Annotated in this window: 18 protein-coding genes; 14 read left to right on the forward strand and 4 right to left on the reverse strand. The window is 64.7% G+C overall.

Going from position 1 to position 19343, the window contains the following annotated elements; genetic code table 11:
- The first annotated feature begins 2 nt into the window (after positions 1–2).
- The 9 genes from GGR12_RS01240 (at position 3) to GGR12_RS01280 (ending at position 10589) form a co-directional block, all read left to right on the forward strand.
- Positions 3–599 carry a response regulator gene (locus GGR12_RS01240; protein WP_183202023.1) on the forward strand — a complete coding sequence of 199 codons (597 nt, stop codon included), beginning with the start codon at positions 3–5 and terminating at the stop codon, positions 597–599.
- Positions 596–1054, forward strand: a complete 459-nt coding sequence (locus GGR12_RS01245) for a chemotaxis protein CheE (RefSeq protein ID WP_183202025.1) — start codon at positions 596–598, stop codon at positions 1052–1054. The genes GGR12_RS01240 and GGR12_RS01245 overlap by 4 nt, the downstream gene beginning before the upstream one ends.
- Positions 1055–1118: 64 nt before the next feature.
- Positions 1119–1448, forward strand: coding sequence for an ArsR/SmtB family transcription factor (locus GGR12_RS01250; protein ID WP_183202027.1), 330 nt, complete (start codon positions 1119–1121; stop codon positions 1446–1448).
- Positions 1445–1864: a DUF1801 domain-containing protein gene (locus GGR12_RS01255; RefSeq protein WP_343053050.1), complete on the forward strand. Its 420-nt coding sequence runs from the start codon at positions 1445–1447 to the stop codon at positions 1862–1864. The genes GGR12_RS01250 and GGR12_RS01255 overlap by 4 nt, the downstream gene beginning before the upstream one ends.
- 14 nt (positions 1865–1878) lie before the next feature.
- Entirely contained in the window at positions 1879–2310 is a 432-nt protein-coding gene (locus GGR12_RS01260; protein ID WP_183202029.1) for a DUF1801 domain-containing protein, read from the forward strand.
- Between the two features lie 3 nt (positions 2311–2313).
- Positions 2314–2733 carry an SRPBCC family protein gene (locus tag GGR12_RS01265; RefSeq protein ID WP_183202032.1) on the forward strand — a complete coding sequence of 140 codons (420 nt, stop codon included), beginning with the start codon at positions 2314–2316 and terminating at the stop codon, positions 2731–2733.
- 272 nt (positions 2734–3005) lie between these two features.
- Positions 3006–4310: a tyrosine-type recombinase/integrase gene (locus tag GGR12_RS01270; protein WP_183202034.1), complete on the forward strand. Its 1305-nt coding sequence runs from the start codon at positions 3006–3008 to the stop codon at positions 4308–4310.
- Between the two features lie 828 nt (positions 4311–5138).
- The gene (locus GGR12_RS01275; protein WP_183202036.1) at positions 5139–9716 is read left to right on the forward strand and encodes a hypothetical protein; all 4578 of its coding nucleotides are present in this window, start codon (positions 5139–5141) and stop codon (positions 9714–9716) included.
- 684 nt (positions 9717–10400) lie between these two features.
- Positions 10401–10589 carry a hypothetical protein gene (locus GGR12_RS01280; protein ID WP_183202038.1) on the forward strand — a complete coding sequence of 63 codons (189 nt, stop codon included), beginning with the start codon at positions 10401–10403 and terminating at the stop codon, positions 10587–10589.
- Between the two features lie 456 nt (positions 10590–11045).
- On the opposite strand, the gene GGR12_RS01285 is transcribed toward GGR12_RS01280, so the two are convergent.
- The 4 genes from GGR12_RS01285 to GGR12_RS16880 all read right to left on the reverse strand — a co-directional run bounded on the left by GGR12_RS01285 (position 11046) and on the right by GGR12_RS16880 (position 13384).
- Entirely contained in the window at positions 11046–11477 is a 432-nt protein-coding gene (locus tag GGR12_RS01285) for a hypothetical protein (protein WP_183202039.1), read from the reverse strand.
- A gap of 185 nt (positions 11478–11662) precedes the next feature.
- Complete coding sequence (locus GGR12_RS16800) at positions 11663–12430, reverse strand: Ivy family c-type lysozyme inhibitor (RefSeq protein WP_183202041.1); 768 nt, start codon at positions 12428–12430, stop codon at positions 11663–11665.
- 244 nt (positions 12431–12674) lie between these two features.
- Positions 12675–13112: a hypothetical protein gene (locus GGR12_RS01295; RefSeq protein ID WP_183202043.1), complete on the reverse strand. Its 438-nt coding sequence runs from the start codon at positions 13110–13112 to the stop codon at positions 12675–12677.
- Positions 13113–13228: 116 nt separating this feature from the next.
- Positions 13229–13384 (reverse strand): excalibur calcium-binding domain-containing protein, encoded by a 156-nt coding sequence (locus GGR12_RS16880; RefSeq protein ID WP_183202045.1) that lies wholly within the window; start codon positions 13382–13384, stop codon positions 13229–13231.
- Between the two features lie 302 nt (positions 13385–13686).
- Between GGR12_RS16880 and GGR12_RS01305 the strand changes: the two genes are divergently transcribed.
- The 5 genes from GGR12_RS01305 (at position 13687) to GGR12_RS01325 (ending at position 19305) form a co-directional block, all read left to right on the forward strand.
- Positions 13687–15906: a serine/threonine-protein kinase gene (locus GGR12_RS01305; protein ID WP_183202047.1), complete on the forward strand. Its 2220-nt coding sequence runs from the start codon at positions 13687–13689 to the stop codon at positions 15904–15906.
- Positions 15903–16622 carry a hypothetical protein gene (locus GGR12_RS01310; RefSeq protein WP_183202049.1) on the forward strand — a complete coding sequence of 240 codons (720 nt, stop codon included), beginning with the start codon at positions 15903–15905 and terminating at the stop codon, positions 16620–16622. The genes GGR12_RS01305 and GGR12_RS01310 overlap by 4 nt, the downstream gene beginning before the upstream one ends.
- Before the next feature lie 151 nt (positions 16623–16773).
- Complete coding sequence (locus GGR12_RS01315; RefSeq protein WP_183202051.1) at positions 16774–17949, forward strand: trypsin-like peptidase domain-containing protein; 1176 nt, start codon at positions 16774–16776, stop codon at positions 17947–17949.
- A 10-nt stretch (positions 17950–17959) separates the two neighbouring features.
- Positions 17960–18559 (forward strand): FHA domain-containing protein, encoded by a 600-nt coding sequence (locus GGR12_RS01320; protein WP_183202053.1) that lies wholly within the window; start codon positions 17960–17962, stop codon positions 18557–18559.
- A complete protein-coding gene (locus GGR12_RS01325; protein WP_183202055.1) occupies positions 18556–19305 on the forward strand; it encodes a PP2C family protein-serine/threonine phosphatase in 750 nt (249 codons plus the stop codon). Before GGR12_RS01320 ends, GGR12_RS01325 begins: the two co-directional genes overlap by 4 nt.
- The last annotated feature ends 38 nt before the right edge of the window (positions 19306–19343 follow it).

Below are 19343 nucleotides of genomic sequence, written 5' to 3' on the forward strand. Positions count from 1 at the left end.
CCATGTCCGGAGCCGTCCAACCCCGCGTCAACCTGGAGCACTCGACCGTGCTTCTGATCGACGACAATCCGAAGTCGCTGGATATGCTCAGCTCGATCTTTCACGGCTTCGGCGTGAAGGAGCAGATCAAGTGCGAGAGCGCCGCCGCGGCGACCGAGATCGTCAAGCGGCGGACCATCGACCTGATCCTGGTCGACTGCTCGATGCCCGACATGGACGGCTACGACTTCACCCGCTGGCTGCGCCGCGAGACGCCGGCGCCGGTGCGCTACACGCCGGTGATCATGCTGACCGGCCACGCCGCCACCTCGGGCGTGCAGAAGAGCCGCGACTGCGGGGCCAGCTTCGTCATCGCCAAGCCCCTGACGCCGAACGTGCTGCTGAAGCGGATCATGTGGCTGGGCGCTGACGAGCGGGAGTTCGTCGAGTGCGACAGCTACGTCGGCCCCGACCGGCGCGTACGCAATTTCGGCCCGCCGCTGGGCATGTCGGGACGTCGCTCCGGCGACCTGTCGACCCATGTCGGCGTGGCCAGTGAAGCCAATATGGATCAGTCGGACATCGACATGCTGATGAAGCCCCGCCGGGTGGCGCTGTGAGCGAAGCGCGCACCTTCAAGGTCCAGAGCGGACTGGCCAAACAACTGGCGCGCCCCGGCGGCCGCACAGTCGACGAAGCCGAGCGCCGAGCCGCGCAGGGTCTGGCGTCGCACCGCGAGGACACGCTGGTCGCCATCGGCCGGATCATCGGCGAACTGGAACAGGCCTGCGCCGCCGCCGAAGCGGGCCAGGAGGCGCATGTGTATGAGCGCGCCGCCACCCTGATCGACCTGGCCGGCTTCTTCGACACCGGACCGCTGTACGAGGCGGGCTACAGCCTGTGCGAACTGAGCGACAGGATGCGCGGTGCGGGCGTGTGGAAATGGCCCGCGGTGGAGGTGCATGTGAAGGCGCTGCGCCTGATCCACGCCGGGGGCTGCAAGGCGGACGATAACGCGGCGGTGCTGCTGCAGGGCCTGAGGAGCGTCCTGGGCGCCTTCGCTCCGGCGGCCTGACGATCAATTTGACGGACTCATAGCTCCGGGGTTATAGGTCAACCTATAGCCGGAGAGTTATCGATTGTCCTTCACCGACGCCCATGACGTGCTGTTCCGGACCCTCGCCGATCCCACCCGGCGGGCCCTGTTCGAACGCCTGTGCCGCGAAGGCGAGCAGACGGTCGGGGCGCTGACGATGCGCGCCGGCGTTTCCCAGCCGGCCGTTTCCAAACATCTGGGCGTTCTGAAGCTGGCGGGCCTGGTCCATGACCGGCACGAGGGTCGCCAGACGCACTACAGCGCCCGGCCCGACGCGCTGGGGCCGCTGAACGACTGGACGAAGGAGATGTCGGGCTTCTGGGAGAACCGGTTCGACAAGCTCGAAAACCTGCTGGGAAGGATGGACCAGTGAGCAAGACGCCCGCCGACCAACCGAAGCTGCTGTCGGGCGGCAATCCGCAGATCGCCAAGGGCTACGGCGACGCGCCGGTGCAGGCCTATATCGACGCCATGCCGGGCTGGAAAAGCGAGGTCGGGCGACGACTGGATGAGATCGTCACCCGGGCGGTCCCGGGCGTGCAGAAGGCGGTGAAGTGGAACTCGCCCCTGTACGGGATGGAGAAGGACCGCTGGTTCCTGGGCGTCCACGTGTTCGAGAAATACATCAAGCTGGCCTTCTTCATGGGTTCGGAGCTGGACCCGCCGCCGCCTGATCCGTCGAAGCAGCAGCACGTCCGCTACCTGAACCTGCGCGAGGGCGAGCTGGACGAGGCGCAGTTCGAGGACTGGGTGAAACAGGCCAGCCGACTGCCCGGCGAGAAGATGTGAAGAGGACGGATGCGATGAAATCGACAGCTTCCCCCGCCCCCGACGGCGCCGCCGCCGCGGACGTCATCGACGCGAAGATCGAGGCGCTGGCTGACTGGCGCGGCGAGACCCTGTCGCGGATGCGCGCCTTGATCCGCGAGGCGGACCCCGAGGTGGTCGAGGAGGTGAAGTGGGGCGGCGTGCCGGTATGGTCGCACGCGGGCATCCTGTGCACCGGCGAGACCTACAAGGCGTGGGTCAAGCTGACCTTCGCCCAGGGCGCCGCGCTGCCGGACCCCACAGGCCTGTTCAACTCCAGCCTTGAGGGCAACACGCGCCGCGCCATCGACATCCGCGAGGGCGAGACGGTGGATGCTGCGGCCTTCAAGGCGCTGATCGGCACGGCCGTGGCGCTGAACACCGAACGGACCGCCGCACGGTCCCGCAAGAAGCCGGCCGGAGTCTGAATCATGACCGACACCCGCACCGTCGTCGTCGAACGCGACATCCCCTTCCCGCCCGAAAAGCTGTGGCGCGCGCTGACCCAGCCGCACCTGATGGAGGAGTGGCTGATGAAGAACGACTTTCAGCCCGCGGTCGGACACCGCTTCAGCCTGCGCGGCGAATGGGGCGGGGTGCTGGAGTGCGAGGTCCTGACGATCGAGCCGAACCGGACCCTGGCCTACAGCTGGAATTTCGCCCACGACGATCCCGCCTACGCCCTCGAAAGCGTGGTGACCTTCACCCTCACGCCGTCGGCTGAAGGGACGCACCTGCGGATGGAGCAGGCCGGGTTCCGTCCCGACCAGAAGCAGGCCTTCGGCGGCGCCCATGCCGGCTGGAAGCAGTTCCTGGCGGCGCTGGAGGATGTGGTGGCGCGGGAGGGCTGAGCGGCGGCGCCCGCCGTCGTCGCCATGATATGAGGAAGTGGCGCACCCGAGAGGATTCGAACCTCTGACCCCTGCCTTCGGAGGGCTAAAGACGCTGAGTGCTCCATGTTTCCGCTTCTTTCCGGGAGTGTCAATTATGAAGCAAAATCCGCTCGATAGCTTGTCAGGAGCATGCTCCTGATACATCTCGTTTCCGTATTGGTGGTGACTAAGTGGTGACTGGGTCGCCGCACTCACCACTACCGGAGAGTCGGGTGGAACGAGATCGGCGTGTGGAACGGCTGGGCAAGAAATCAGTGGACGCGGCAAGGCCCGCGGCGGTGGCCTATCGAGTCTGGGACGCGGACCTGAAGGGGTTCGGGCTCAAGGTCTCCCCACGGGGCCTGAAAACCTACTTCGTGTGGTATCGAGCGGGACAGGGCCGCACGGCTGCACGGCGCGAGTACACCATTGCCCGTCATGGCGAGATGACTCCGGAACAGGCCCGCGACGAAGCGGCTAATGTCCTGAGCCGTGTCCGGCTCGGTGAAGATCCCCAAAGCAAGCGCCACCGCGCCCGGTCCGAAATGAACGTCGCGGCGCTTTGCGATTGGTATCTGCAGGACGGCGTCTCCCTGAAAAAGGAAAGCACGCTGGCCTCCGACCGAGCGCGCATCAAGGCACACATTTTGCCCTTGTTCGGCCGACGCCCCGTGTCCAGCGTCACCACTGCCGACGTCGCGCGGTTCCTGAAGGATGTGGCGGCGGGGAAGACTGCAACAACTCCCAAGCCGACTACAGCGGCGCTGAAGGCCCAAGGTTTGAAAGGAAAGGCGCTGGCCCACGCTGACCGGCGCCGCCGCACCGATCCGGCGTCCAAAGGCGGCAAGGGAACAGCTACGCGAACGGTCGGCCTACTTGGCGCGATCTTCGCCTTTGCGGTCCGGGAAGGGTTGCGGCCCGACAATCCCGTCCGGGGCGTCGAACGCTTTAAGGATCGCCAGTCGCAGCGGTTTCTCAGTGCCGAGGAGTTGGGCCGTTTGACCGGCGCTCTGACTGACGCGGCAGCGGCGGGCCTAAATCCTCACGGGCTGAACGTTATCCGCCTGCTGGCGCTGACAGGCGCGCGGAAGGGCGAGATTGAGAGCATGCGCTGGTCAGAGGTGGACTTTGCGCGCTCTACCTTGAAACTTGCCGATTCAAAGACCGGCGCAAGGTGCGTGCCCCTCGGGTCGGCGGCGTTAGCCTGTCTCCAAGGCCTTCCGAGAAAGACCGGATCTGTTTTTGTGTTTCCTTCGGAAAGCGCGTCCGATCGCCACTACGTTGGGACGCCTAAGGTGTGGACCAGAGTACGAGCAACCGCCGGTCTTTCCGACGTCCGCCTCCATGATCTGCGGCATACCTTCGCCAGCTTCGGCGTATCGGGCGGGCTGTCTCTCCCAATGATCGCAGCCATCCTCGGCCACCGCGACGTGAAGACGACGCAACAGTATGCGCATTTGGCCGACGATCCGGTGCGCGAGGCCGCCGACCGTACCGCAGCCGCAGTCGCGGGTGCGATGGGGGCGACGGACAATGTCATGGCCTTCAGCCGCTAAGTGCTGACCACATGATCTGGGGCAGTCACGGACTTTCTCATGAGGTGGGTGAACGACGCGAACGGACCCCCTTGCCGTCTCTTTTGCCAGGTTCGCAATGCGCCATTAGCGGATCTTCACTGATGGCCGAGGACAAGACTTTAGAGGGCCTCCCACGGGGTCGCGCGCGCATGGATTCTGAAAGGGGGCCGGTCGTGCATCCTTAGAAGACGCTTGGGACCCGTAAACCAAGACCTCGCTAAAGAGCTTCAGCGCCCCTTGGTCGTCTAAGGCTTCGACATCCGCCGACCCAATGATCCTGTGCCGCTGTTGGATAATGCTGCAGCAATCCGATTGAGCGCCCGGCGTTTCCTCCCGCACCTACTCGCGATGGCGGCGATGCTGTGAGGCGCCTCCTGATCGGTCATCTGGCTGTCCGGCAGCACCCGCTGCGATCTCGCCAATTTCTCGACGCGCGCCGGCATGATTGGGATTTCGGGACGCCGCGGTCACCGGATCATCCTTCAGGAACGGGGCTGACTCGATTGCCCGCGATCACGACCGCAAAGCCGGCCCACGCGGATGCTCACCGCAGGACCTTCGGCTCGAGACACCACTCTAGAACGTTGCAAGGAGCCACTGCAGCTTGTAGCCAATTTAACGGGTCAGGGCGAAGTCGCGCCGGCCGAGTCGCGCGAGGAACTCTTGGCCACCGTTCCTCCCCCTCCTATCGGTCCGAACCTGCCTGGAGCTTTACGAGAAGAGCGCGCCCTCGCCGCTCTGGCGGGTCTGGACCGCATCCAGCGGGCGTGGGCGCGCACCCGCGCAAGCGCCGGGGGTTTCACCGCCTTGGCCGGCTTCGACTACCAGATCGCGCAGACCCTGCATCGGATCATTCGTTCCGAAGCGCTCGGCGAGGGCTTCGTTCTGATGGAGGCGCTTTCGGACATCGTCGAGAGCGACGGTGGCGGACTGATCGTGTCGCAGATCAAACGGACCCTATCGTCAGGCGCGGTGATCAAGGCCTTGGAGGAACTGTGGAGCATCGATGCGCTGACGCGGAAAGAGGCACCTGAGATTCTCGACCTGGTCCGCTTCCAAGTCCAGGGCGCGCGTAGCGAGTTGAGCAACATTGCCGGCACGATTAAGCGCTGGACCCCGGCCGGCGCATTCAATGCGGCCGAGCTGACGGCGTTCAAGGGGCGGCTCACGACCAGCGTGTCTGCAGCTCCCCGTTTGGAGGCGATCCGGCTCCTTATCGAGGAGTTCTCCGACAGCAGCGCGCAGAGTACGGTGGACGAGTTTTCAGGACGCCTGCTGCGCGCGGAGAACCCTGCCCTTGTTGCGGCCGCCGTGGACGATTTCCGGCTGCATCTTTCGGGTCTGCGCGCCACAGCAGCTCAGCGCAAGCGGGACTTCAGGATCTGGGGCGCCGACGACCGGGCACCCGTCGTGGTGGAGCTAGAACCGAATCTGCGGGAAGCCGTGAGGATCGGCGAGCGCCTCGGTATCCCAGACCTCGTCGCGGGTCGCCTCGCCCGCCGCCGCGTCTATGCGCAAGTCCATCAGGCGGCCGAAGCTTGGCTGTCCGACATTCCGCCGGCCACGGAGAAGCTGCCGTGCTTCTGGGTCGGGGGGCGTTCCGGGGCCGGCAAGAGCGCAGCCCTGCTGCATCTGCTCGCCAGCCTTCACCATGAAAACCCTGAGCGTGTCATACTGTGGCTCGGCTCCCGGCCGGAACGGTTGAGCGAGGCGGTCGCCCGCTTCCGCGATACCGCCCTCGCGGGGCGTCAAATCATCGTGGCGCTGGACGATCCACTTGCACCGTCCCGCCAGGACGCATTCGCCGAAGCCGCTCAGAACGCGAGCGAGGAATGGTCCAGGATTTCGGGACAAGCGACGACCGAGCCCTTGCTGCCGCCTGTTATCGTCGCCTGCGGCCCGTCGGAACAGCGGGAATACGGCGAGGAAAATCTGTTCGCTGAGTTGGACATTCACCCCTTCGACCTGCCCAAGGAGAGCGTGGCGGACCTGAAGGAGCTCGCGGACTGGTATGAAAGCCGAACCGGTCGAGCCGCGCCGAACCTTGAGGGCGACGTGCTCCTTGTTCAACGCTTTTTCGAGTGGAACAGGGGGGAGATCCCCGATTTCGCCAAACGTTTCCGGGAGCGGCTGCAGGGCATGTCGCGACCCAACCAGTCGGTTACGGCTTTCGAGGTCGTGGCTCGCGTCCTCGCCTTCGGGCGGCTCTACACAGACTACCCGGTCATCGCCCTCGAGGCGGCCCGTGCGGCGGACGACGATCTTGCCCGCGATCTCGATCAGTTGGCCTCGGCCGATGATCACCTCTCCTTTCAGGATGAAGAGGGAGGCGTGCGCCTCACCCACCCCCACCTCGCCGACGCCATCTACCGTCAGTGGTTTGGGCGGCGGACGGACAGGCACCATCGCAAGCGGCACTTGGCGGACGGCTTGCGAGGCGCTCTCGGCCGCCATGATCTTGCGCCCGAGATCAGGACGGCTCCGCTCTGGGCGATCGCCCGCCTAGTGCGGACCCGCTTCGGGTCCCGCGGCGTCGAGGCCGATCTACGGGAGCGCGCCGACCTCATACGGTCGGAACTGGTCGAGCTTCTGCCGGAAATCTATGCGGAGATTGTGCGCGACGTCGAGCCGCTCACTGATCTGCCGATCTGGGCGATCCTGGACAGCGATCTCGCCTTGGGCCTCAGCCCGGCGCCGAGCCGGATCCTGATCGAGACGCTCGCTACGACGGCGGTTCCGGGTAGGGGTCTCCGTCTGACCTGCCACACGCTCCTGAAATATGGACAACCAACTGGCGGCATAGAACCGCTCGACGCGGTAGTCGACCTGCTGGACCGGCTGGCGGAATGGCGGAGCGACGGCCGGCCTTGGGTCGAGTGGTCGTTCGTCGCCATCGACGCCATCCGGAACGGCGGTGGACCGGAGCTTGTCGATCCTCTGCTCCGCATGATTGACGCCTCGCCGGAATGGAGAGGGCTCAGGCGATGCGTGCTCGCCATGATCCGCAGGGGATCCCGCTTGGACGGCGAGCTCCTCGCGTCCGCCTGGATGGTCGCTACTGAGCCTCTCACCTGGGACTGGGGCGCAGTTCTCTTGGCGCTCGCAGAGGGTCCGTTCACCGAGGAACAGAGGACGGTCCACGGGGCCCATGCCTACCGTTTTCTGGTGGCCAACCCTCAATCGCGGGATTGGGCGGCCGTCTGGAAGTTCCTCCACGAGCTCATACCGGAAGACCGGGAGCGGTTGGTGAGCCTCGGGTTGGCGTGGCTGGGCGTCGTTCCGGGAGCAGTGCCCGCCGTCGACTCCGGGACGCTCGGCTTCGACCGGATGCTGGGCCTGCTGCTCGGGCGCGCAACGAGCGAGGTCAAAAGCAGGCTCACCGAGTTAGCACTGCAATGGCTGGAGGCTGCGGTCGATGCGGACGACGGCTGGTCGTTCATCTGGACCGGCCTCTGGGAACACGGCGAGCTTCCTGAAACGCAGCGAGTGGATCTGGAAGCTAACGCCATACGACGGCTTGAGGCGGATCCGGAGCACTTCGGCTGGTCGTTCGTATGGAATCTGCTGGTCGCAAGGCCGGGCGCTGCGGCGCCGGAACAAATCCTGCGCCTCGGCCGCACCTGGCTGGACAGAGCCAGCGCCAGGCATTCCGGTTGGCCCTTCGTGTGGGAGACGCTGCTCAAGCAGGCGGCGACCGAGGAGGTCCGCCAGGATTTGGCGGAGGCCGGAATGGCCTGGCTGCGCGCCGGCACGGAGCAGAATGGCTGGGGCACTGTTGCGGGCGTTTTGTTCAACGCCTTCCCTTCAATGCGCGAACCGCTCACCGCCATGATGGTCGCCTGGCTCGAAGACGCCAGGCCCAGCCATCCCGGCTGGGCCTCCGTCGCCAAGCTGGCGCTGCCTCTTCTGCGAGACGACGTCGACGCTCCGCGCTTGGGCATCAAGATGTGGCTCTGGCTGCGAACCCACAGCGAAGACGCCGGGTGGCTGCCGATGCTCAAGGCTGCGAGCAGAGTCCTCACTCCCACGCAGAGGGACGGCCTGCTGACGGATGCCGCACGGCGCATGCAGTCAAGGGGCGCCCGGTTCAGACCCCAGATCGTGCGCGCGGTAGTCAAAATGCTGCCCGACGCCAGTCTGAAGACCCCGCTCCTGCAGTCGACAAGCGCGTGGCTGCCGGACAGTTTTGCACATCAGGACTGGACCATCGCCTGGCAACTCGTGAACCGAGCGGACCCTCCACTCAGGTCGGCTGAGGACATGCTCGACCTCGCCACCCGATGGGGCGCGAGCCATGAGGAGCCTCCGACGACTTGGGGATTCATCTGGCCCAGCTGGCGGTATTGCCTCATCCAGGCCGGTCGGCGCCGGGAGGTCGCGGAGTTGACCCCTCGTACGTTGGAGTGGCTCGTCAAGGTCCACCTCAGCCACCCGCGCTGGGACGCGAACTGGTACGTGGTTAAGATCGATCGCCCGGAACTCGGCCTCGATCCGGAGCTGCTCGCGGCCGAGTCGGCCTGGTTGAGCCAGGCCGCGCCTGAGCTGGACGCCTGGTCCAAGGTATTTATCACCCACCGCACCAAGGACCGGCGCTGGTCCGGGTCGGAGGCAATCTCGCGTAATCTCGACTGGTGGATGCGCACGGCGCCCCGTTCGCATCGCAACTGGGGAAGCGTCTTCGGGGCCGCGCTGGAAAAGTACGGACCGCTCCCGGACCTCTTGGAGGACGGTCTCGCCTGGCTGGACGAGAATGCATTGGCCGAGGGCTGGCCGGTCGTATGGAAGTTTCTGGCGCATCATGCTCCGCGAAAATCCGAGTTCTCCGCATCTCTCGTAGAGCGCGCGGAGAGGTGGCTAAGCCCGGCGAAAGCAGGGCATGATGATCTGCCCGTCATCCTCGGCGCGATAGCCCGCCACCGCCCCAGCGGCCGCCTGACCGCAGACGAAACCGGGATGCTGATCGACCGGTTCAATACGGAGCGAAAGCCCGAGCGGGCGCTCAAGCTCTGGAAGCTCATCCGCCGGTCCGGCGCGAAGGACATCCGAACGCGATACGCGGCGGACGCCCTTTGCCGGCTACTCAGATCGACAGCGCTGGACGGCGATGATTTTTCTGGGTTGTGGGCGGACACGCTGTCCGTCGATCTGGGCACCGACCTACGGAAAGAGGTTGGAGCGCTTGGGCTCCGCTGGTTGTCCCATGATTCGAGTCCGGAGGGCTGGCCGTGGGTGTTCCGCGACACTTGGCGCGGCTGGCCCGACCTGAGGGGAGCACTGAAACCCTTGGGCCACACTTGGCTCAAGGCCCATGGGCGCAGTTCCAAGGCCGCCCATGTCGTGCAGGCGCGTCTCTTCTCCGGGCGCGACCGGCGGGCCAAAAAGTAAAACCCTCGAAACCGGGGGTTTCGAGGGCTTGAGAAGTTGGGCCAGAGCCCTGTCTGTAGCGCCTGAGCGCACCCGCGGGTTACCCAGCGGGAATCTTTCTCGCCCGGCAACTGCCGAAGACGATGAGGTCAGATGCCGATCAGCCGGCCGCAAGTCAAGTCGCATTCGCGTTCGCGGCGAGCGCCGCCCCAAAACTAGCCGGCAAGGTTTCGACCGAAATCGCCCGTCTTCCACCACGTCGCTGAAGCCAGCCGGTCGCGCGAGGCGCTTGAGGTCGGGTGCGGACTGACGTTGGCCTCTGCCCGAACTAGCGTCGGGCCGCGTTCAGGTTCCCGACGACCGGCGGCAATTTAGGATCAATGGCTACCGCGTGCCTGAGCCGCGCACGCCTCGGCACAGTCATCTTTGTCCCTCGAGGCTCGGATGAAGATCCAACCCGCTCGCCCGGCGAGCTCGACGCCATCGTGGAGACTCTACTTGCAGCCGGATGCGCCGCCCTTACCGGCTAGGGCTAAGGCTTTGCCGACTTTCGGCTCCCCTTCCATTGGCGGTGTTAGCGGCATTGGATGCTGGCTCTCCAAGCCTCGTTCATCCACACCGCGTTCCCGTTATGTTCTTGCACTTCGCATGGCCGCGGGCGTATCTGGGTTGCGGGGTCGGTTGGCTCAGAGATCGGAGCGGGCCGTGAAGGATACATCTGACAAACGCGCCGTGGTGTTGCGCGAGTTGCTGGCCGGCTTGGACCTTGCCAGCGCTGATGGCCGGGCCGGCATCATGGCCCTGCTGCGAGAGGTTGAGGCCGCGGCACCCGGTTCGGTGCCGATGATGGTAGCAAGACTCGAGCGCCACAGACTCAAAACGACGGCTCGCTGATTGCCATCGGATGGGTCGCAAGAACTACGACGCTTACACCGATGCCGATTGGCGGCAGGCGGCCTCAAGTCTGCGGGCGATCCTCGCCAACGGCTGGCCGGTCTATGCCGAGTGCGACCGGTGCGGTGTCCGTATCCGCGCCGATCTCGAACGCATCGCCCAGATCGCGGGCCCCTCTCGGAGCCTTTGGGGCGCCAAGCCCAGATGCCGATGCGTCGGTTGCCCGGGGCGAGTTACCTTCTACCTACACCCGCCGCGGGCGGTGTTGCCCATTGCGATGACGGCCCCGCCCCGCTGACATGCCACTGGGAAGCTCGCGAACGGTAACGACCGGCTGACCATTCAGGAATGGCGGGCTGAACCGCGCTGCTTCGCCCTGTGACCTTCTGCCCGCGAACAGAGACGGTCATAGGTCCCCCATTCGAGAGGGTGACCAGCGAAAATTCTGGTCGTCAACTACGCGGAACTGGCGGTATCGAGTTCGAACACGCCGCCTGCATCAAGCGAGGCAACGGCGCTGAGGAGGTTGATCTCCAGCATGTAGTCCCATTTGTCGTCACCCCAGGCGTCGTGGCAGATCAACACCCATCTGGGCGCTTTGCCCGTCACGACAACCCTTGAGCCATTGTCCTGGCCGGTATCGTGACGGGTATGACGGAGGTGGAACCGAACCTCCTTCTTCTCATTGCCTGGCTTGGGGCCGAAGACGTAGTCGATGCCAAAGTCATTGGTTCGCCGCATCGTCGGCTGGTCTGGCTTCGCAGCGTCGCTTTCGTAGACCCAGACATGCTGGTTCCATAGGGCCTCTGGGTTTTTCCGGCCCGTGAACGACAACATTTGTCCCGTTTTCAGGGCGATGGGAAACGTCGGCTCGGGAAATTCGGGCATGATCGGCTCCGGATGTCCGACGCTGGGCTCGCGGTGCCAGCACGGCTAGGGATTACTTCCGAACGCCATGGATACGATCTCGGATCGGACGGCTGCAACCTAGCCTTGTTGAATACACCAAAGGTCAAAGCGTGACGTGAGCAGATCGCATTGGGTCGAGCCGCCTGCTGCACCATGGAAGGCTATCAGGGACACCGTTGAGCGTCCGAGCCGTTTTCGAGATAAAAGGCTAGGCACCGCGCCTCCAGCGCGCTCGGGGAGCCGACCAGATGATCGACCACGCGCCGATCCGGCCCCGTCAGTCGGATGATACCTAGGACTCGGGTCTGATCAGGGCTGATCATCAGGATTGCTTCATTGCCCCCGCAGTTATGCGGTTCGCACACTCCGCCCAGCAGGTAGTCTGCGCCGGCCATATAGGCCTTCCTCACCGGCACGGCCGTGCCCTGAAGCGTCCGCGCCCAGGGTCGATCTTCCAGCGGAAGGCCGCGGACCTGTCTGCGCCATAGCGTGAAGGCCGCCGGATAGGTCTCGGGCACGTCGTAGGTGTAACCCCGCGCGGCGGCGGCGGGGGGCGGCGACGCCGAGGGGCGAGACGGCACCGCTGCCGCCGCGGCGGCCAAGGCCTCTGGCTCCGCAGGCGCGCTCAATATCACCGTCACCCGCCCCGGTCGGGCGAGGTTCTGCGCCACCTCGAAGGAGACCGGCCGACCCGATGTCAGGGCTTCGCATCGAACGCGAAGCCGTTCATGGTCGAAGCCGGAGAAGATGATCTCCTCGACCCCCACGTCGCCGGGGAGACGTGCGCCGAGCGCCGACTGGACGTCCGCATGCGAACAGGCCTCCGGCGCGCCGGCGCGTACCAGATCGACGGCGGACTGCGTTAGCCGCTCCCGCTGACAGCCGGCGACGCCGAGCACCGCCGCCAGTAGTGTGAAGATGAGCCAACGCACCTAGTCTCTCCTGATCAGCGACCGCCACTATGAAGCAGGCTTCCGCGACCGCAATGTCGGCAAGCCGCCGCCCGCGGCGACGATCGGTCCACGTTGGATGTCGAGAGGCAAGCGCTGCAGCCGCTGGCGGCCCCGTCTCAAGCGGGGACCTGGTCCTTCGCGTAGCAAGGTGCCGTCGCGGCTGCCGACCAAGCGCACCGACCTAACCAGGCAGCAGCAGATCACTGCCTTGGCGTGGTGCCAGCTAGTTGCCTGTATGCTTCGGAGCAAAAGGATCGCGGGGGAGGCCCTCGAATCGCCGCCGTTCACGTTCTGCCGCCTCATGCTCGCGCCGCACGCCGACGATGCAGCGTCGCAGCGCGCTCACTCCATCTGCACTTCCTGTGAGAGAGAGGCTGTCCACCACCTGGTCGCCCAGATAGACGTCCAGAGCGCGTCCCGCGGCGACGTCGTTGAGAAACTCTGCTGGCATGTTCATCGCAAATCCCTTGCGTCCGAGCACTTCGACGCCAACCCCGCCCGCGCCGTCGTAAACATTGCCGTTCACAAGGACCGCGAGGCTTGGGTACTGCTGATCGGCGACGCTGGACCATCCGGCGTTTGTCAGCATTAGACTGCTGCTACCATCCAATTCGAGTGCGAGAACCAGCTGAGTTTCACCTGGACCATCGAAGTCCTCCACGGTTAGGCAGCGGTCCGGAAAAGGGGCAGCGTCCCAATCACCAGCCCCGGTAGGCGCTGATGCAAGTACCGTACTGGGAAGCGCCAACGCGATCAGCGCGCTGAAAAACACAGTCGTTACTCGCATCCTATTCCGTCTCCATCGCTGTCCAGATACCGCCCATACCACGGCGGGCCTAGTAACACTGGTGCAGCCGAACGAGGTTGTCGACTGGCTCTAGCCTTTGGAACAGCTGGCAAAGTCGCCGCAGGGATTCTGGTCGATTGCGTCACGAGCTGGGTGCTCGCCTCTATTTGATGCCCTTTGCCCGGTGCCTGTTGGACCGCCCCGCGATTTCGGCCGCGGTCGCGCTCAAAACGCTAGGACCCTGGCGAAAACAGGGACGCTGCTCTTCGAGCATCCCTCGCTTCGTCGTTTGGAACTCTCCTTCCCCCTCTTGTCACGAGCGCGCGGCATTGCGGCCGTTCGCTAACGGCGGGACGATGTCACCAATAGGTTAGGCCCTCCATGCCCGTCTCGGTTTACTCGAGCCAGTCAGTTGGCTAAGCCTCGAGTGGGGTTGTTGGGGGTGAGAATGCCACGAAGTCAGGGGCGTGGCCGCTATCTGCAGGCTGGTACGACGCTGCATGGTGCCGGCGGTAAGGCCTACCGGATCGAGCCAGCAGACACGTGGAAGGGTGTCCGCCTTCGCACGCCAGCTTGGGTTATCGGCGCCGGCGGATTCGGCATCACCTACCGCGTCGTAGCCGAGCCCGGCGGGGCGGTGTTCGCCCTCAAAGAGTATTTTCCTGAGGATTTTGCGGAACGCGCCTCCGACGGCAGAGTCAGCCCGCGCCCGGACGACACAGGCAGTCACGGCAAGCTGTTCGCGGAGGGGTTGCGAAAATTTAGCAACGAGGCCCAATACCTCCAAGAGTTGCAGCACCCCAACATCTGCAGGGTGACAGACGCCTTCATGGCCAACGGGACGGCCTACTACGTCACCGATCTGGTCGAAGGCCGCGCAGTGATCGACGAAGCGGAGGGGCGGATCCACCGTCGCGTCACTCTTCACGACTACCTGTCCGAGCTTGAGGGGCGCTTCGAGACGCAGACCTTGGAGCGCGTACGCCCGCTGGTCGATCAGCTGCTGGACGCGGTCGAGTACATTCACACTGAGGGACCGGCCGTGGTCCTGCGCGTTCTGGGCTTTGAAACCCGCACCCTACTGCACCGGGACATAAAGCCATCGAACATCCTTGTTCGCCCTGCATCCGGCAGGCTCGATGCAGATGCCGGCGACATCCTCGCTGACCCCGACACTCTCGTCCAACTGATCGACTTTGGTTCGGCGCGCGGCATGGCGATTGATGAAGGAGAGGGAAATACCAAATCGATTGCCTTCATCACGGACAGCTATGCTCCGCCTGAGCTCAAGGACAATCGCATCTCCGAGCAGGGACCGCAGTCTGACATCTACAGCCTAGCCGCCACGTTCTGGCGCATGCTGATCGGCAAGCAGCCAGCGATGACCGACCTGATCGCGGGCGCGCGTGCGGTGAGTATGGGTGCTGGGCGTGCCCCTGCATCCTTCCTCTCAGGCATGGACCGGGCCCTCCAGATGGATGCCCGCTCTCGACCGCAGTCCGTCGCCGAATGGCGCGGTCTGCTGTTTCGCGCCGAACCGAGGGCCGTCCCGGTCTGGGAACAACACGCGCGCAATCCCCGCAATTGGGCAATTGCGGGCGGTGTGGTGGTCGTTGGCGCTATCGCCGTGTGGGGGATCGGCCAGATGAGCGGCCCTACAGACCACGTTTATCGTGAGGCTGATGTCGCATACCAGGCAGCATTGGCTGACGTTGAGTTGGCCCAAGTCGCCAGCTCTGAGGCCAGACGACAACGGGCGGGAGCTAACGCAGCCTCGGAAGAAGGGTTCGACGCTTCGCTGGAAGCGGTGCGAAACATGGCCGCGAAAGATGAGGCTGAGAAACCGAAGGTCACCTACAACGACTGGGTGCCTCGTATCACGGACGGGTCTGATGTTTACTCAGGCTATTGCCGCCCTGATCCTAATGGCACTTTCACGCGTTCTTACAGTCGGACCACATATTATTGCTCGCGTTATCTGGGTGCGACAACGACGCGCGCCGGCGGGACATACACAGGTCCAACCTCACCTTGGCGTATAGATCTTGGCAGCGGAACGTTTCAGGGGCACGTCGATGGTGGCCAGCCAGTCACTGCTGGTGCCCTGCGCGATGGTGAGGGCTATTTGGGGCTGCGCATCGAAAGCGTAGACGGCACAGCTGTAGTTGGCGTCGGTACTGGTTACGTTCGTGTGGCCGACAGTTACCGGCATGTAGCCGGTAAAACATCGGTAAATCTCGGCCAGGATGGACTTCGCGCCTCAAGCGTGGACGGTTTCGTCGCTGCTTGGCCAACGGACTCCACGGGGTTCTTAGGTCAATGGCGCTCAGGCGCCGCGACTGGCTCGTTCAAGAACGGCGAGACAGTTCTTGCGCTCGGGCGACGCGCTCCAAGTGGGCGCTTTAGCGGGCGCATGAACCTGGAGGACGGCCGGAGTTTTGTCGGCGTGCGGTCGGAAGGCGAAGGTTTCTGGTGGGGAGCCTTACTGCGCAACGGCGCACCCTACTACCTGGGCCAGGTCCGCGACGGAAATCCTGATGGCTGCGGCGTGCGCATCGGCGACGACGGCAAGCGGCGTGGTGTCTACTTAGTCAATGGATTGGAGAACCCCGACGCGTTCCGGTCGGAGTGTCGCGAAGTGTCGTTCTCTACGGGCGCAGCTCTATGATCGCGCTACTGGCGAGCGCGGCGCTGCTGATGCAGGATCCGCCTTCCGTGCAAGCCGAGGGCGATCCCGTCTCGCCTGCGCCATCCGTATCGGTGATTTCAGAACGACCTTCGGATCCGGTGGAGCAGCAACCCATCATCGTCACCCCCGGCCCGCCTGCCACAGGACCTACGAAGCGCAATGCTCAGGCCCGCCCGGCGGGATGCCGTAGCCTCAGCTTCGCCGACGCCAATCCGGACGCGTGCGGTGCGAAGGTCATCCGCGAGCCCCCAACGGTTTCGGACGCCGCATCCGTACCCCAATCCCGTTCAGTCCAGGTGCCTGCGAAAACTCCTGTGACAGCGGTTCCGGCTAAGAAGGTGCTTGTGCGCCCCCGATCGACTGTGGCGGCCGTGGTCGCCGCGGGCGTCGGCGTTCTGTTAGTCACGCTGCTTTTGGGTGCTCTGGTGGTTCGCCGTCGCGGAGGAAGTGGTGCCGGTGTGCGAGCGGTCGAACTCATCGGACCCGAAACAATTGTCCTCTCGCCCAACGATCTGATCCGCGGCCTGCGTGGTCCCGGCAAATCACGCTGGCGGGTCCGCGACGGCCGCCTAATCCTCGCTGGTCCTACCGGTAGTCTACTGAACGGGGTTCCGCTGGATCGCACGGGCGATGTCGTCAGCACCGGGGACACCGTCCGGCTGGCGGGGGCTGACTACCGCGTCCGCATTATCTGAGGGGGAGCTCAACATGTGCAGATTGATTCTAGCTGGGGCCGTCGCCGCAACGCTCGCCGGAACCGCACACGCGGCGGTCAACCCACCTGCTACGGCTTCCGTTCCAGCGGCCCCATCTGTCGGGCGACCTGCACCCGGGGCGACCTTCAACATGGAGAGCCTTGATCCCAGCGTATTGCGGGTTGTTGTTTTCAGCGGTGATGAACTAATTTCGTTGGGGACGGGCGTTGTCGTGGGGCGCGGTGACGGTGGGGTGTATGTAGCCACCAACTATCATGTGATCGCCAATGGTAGCGCCAACGGCATTCGGGTGTTGGCACCCGCTCGCCGAAGCGCCGGCGGCGAGGACGAGGACGGCCGCCCTGCCGTGATCGAGCGTGAGGCGGAGTATCGGCGAAGCGACACCGGACGAAGCAAGGACATCGCAATCCTCTTCGTACCGGGCCTCGACCGCCCACCGGTCATCGTGCTGGATGGCGCTCTCAATCGCGACGCCGAAGTTCGGGCGCTGGGGTACCCTTACACTGATCTCGCGCTCTGGCGCCGGGTCCAGTCGCGGCCTTGGATCACGAACGGTCGCGTCAGTGCGCTGGAGCGTGAAAGCATAAATTCAGGCGGCTCCGCTGTAGACCAGATTGCCCACACCGCCGACCTGAACTCGGGCATGAGCGGCGGCCCGCTAGTCGATCATTGCGGCCGACTGGTTGGCCTGAACACTGCTGTTCTGGAAGGGGCAAACGGGGCCAACATCGCCATTGGAGTGGCCGACGTCCGTCGGCTCGCCCGTGAACTGGGCGCTCAAATTGAGACCGACGGCGGAGCCTGCGGAGTCGAACCGATCGCCGCCACCGTCGCCCCTGTGTCGGCGGACACCCCGACGAAGACTCGAAAGGGCGGGGGTTTTCCCGGCTGGGCTCTGTTCGCCGGGATTAGCGCGCTGGGCCTGCTGGCGCTCGGTGGGGGGCTGGTGATCTTCCTGCGCCGACGCGGCCATCGCGCCGGTGGGGCCCAGCCTTGCCCGTCGGGCCTCTTGTTTGTCGGCGTAGGCGACGCTGTCCGCGACCAGCAACGTGCGATCGGGCGAGCGGAACTTGAGGCGGGCGCTGAACTGGGCCGTCAGCCTGGCTTCGGTAGCGACTCGACTTCACGCCGCCACGCCATCGTGAAATGGATCGGCCAAGGGTTCGTTGTTCGTGACGTGGGCTCAATGAACGGCACGACCGTCAACGGTCGTGACATCCGCGGTATGGGCGACCAGCCCATTGTCGAGGGCGACTTCATAACTCTGGGCGATCGGTACGCCACCTTCCGCATCCAAGCCCTCTAAGGGGACCTCCATGGCTAAACCAGAAGAAAAGACCCTGCCCGTCGGCACCATCACCATCACACCCTTCGATGATGAGAAAACTCGCTTGGCCGGAGCATCGCCCGCGAAAGCCTCTGCGCCCGAGAAAACGCAGGCTGTCTTGCCCAAAGGGATGGTCCACTCGCCAACGACAGGCCGCTCATCCAGCTCGGTCGAGGTGTTCAAGGACGCCGAAGGCATTCACGTGGTCTATCCCTCTGATCCCATGCAGGCGCCGGTCTGCGGCATGTTGTTGGTGGTCAGCGGACCGGGGCGCGGCATGGCCGTACCAATCAGCTATGGCCGCAACAGCGTCGGCTCAGGCGAGCAGGCCCGCCTGCGGCTCGACCTCGGCGATCCGCAGATGTCGTCGGTCCACTGCATTGTCTCATACGATCACGAGGATCGCGTTTTCGACGTGCGCGAAGCAGATGGAGCAACCAACTTCACCCGTGTTAACGGCGGCCGGATCGGCTCTTCCCACATCTTGAACACAGGGGACATTCTCAAGCTGGGTGGAACCGAGCTCCGCTTTGTCGAGATCTGCGGACCTTCGTGGGACTGGGCAGACAACCCCGTCGCAGCCTCTTGAGCGCCGTCGGCGTCGCCCAGGCGTTGGGGCGCCGCGAGCGCCAGGAAGACGCTGCGGACGTTCTGATGGATGCTTCCGGACGCCCGCGTCTGCTGGTTCTTGCGGACGGCATGGGCGGGGCAGCCGCCGGCGATCTAGCTGCGCGATTAATCGTCCATTCGGTGCGTGATGTTTTTCAGTCTGAGGTGGGCGTTGAGCCCGGCCCACGTCTACGTCAGGCCTGCGACGCGGCCAACGCCGCCATCGCCGAGGCAGTGGCGCAGGAACCTTCTCGGGCAGGTATGGGCGGTACTCTCGTTGCCTTAGCTCCCACCTCCGCCGGTGCCGTGATGTTCCTGTCCGTGGGAGACTCACTACTGCTTCGCTGGAGGGGAGGTAAACTGGAGCGAGTAAATGCCGACCATTCAATCGGAGGGGCGTTGGACTCGGCGGTTCGAAAGGGCCTAATGGCGGCCGAAGAAGCCGCATTGGCTGCCGGCCGCAATCGCATCACCTCCGCTCTAACTGGCGCCCCCCTGGACCAAATGCGCATAGATGAGACGGTCGGTCCGATCCGCCGTCGTTCAGGCGACTGTTGGATACTTGCCTCGGACGGTCTCGACACACTCTCTCTGACTGAGATCGCGACAGTGCTCGCCCGATCCTCCGGCGCGCAATCTTCTGCGGACGCGCTGATCGCGGCAATCGAGGCGAAGAATCAGCCTCACCAGGACAATACAACAGTGCTCGTCTGGCAAGAGGCGTGACGCCATTCCTGACCACGCAGCCGGCCTGCCCGTGGCTC

Source organism: Brevundimonas lenta (assembly GCF_014196335.1).
Taxonomy (GTDB): Bacteria; Pseudomonadota; Alphaproteobacteria; order Caulobacterales; family Caulobacteraceae; genus Brevundimonas; species Brevundimonas lenta.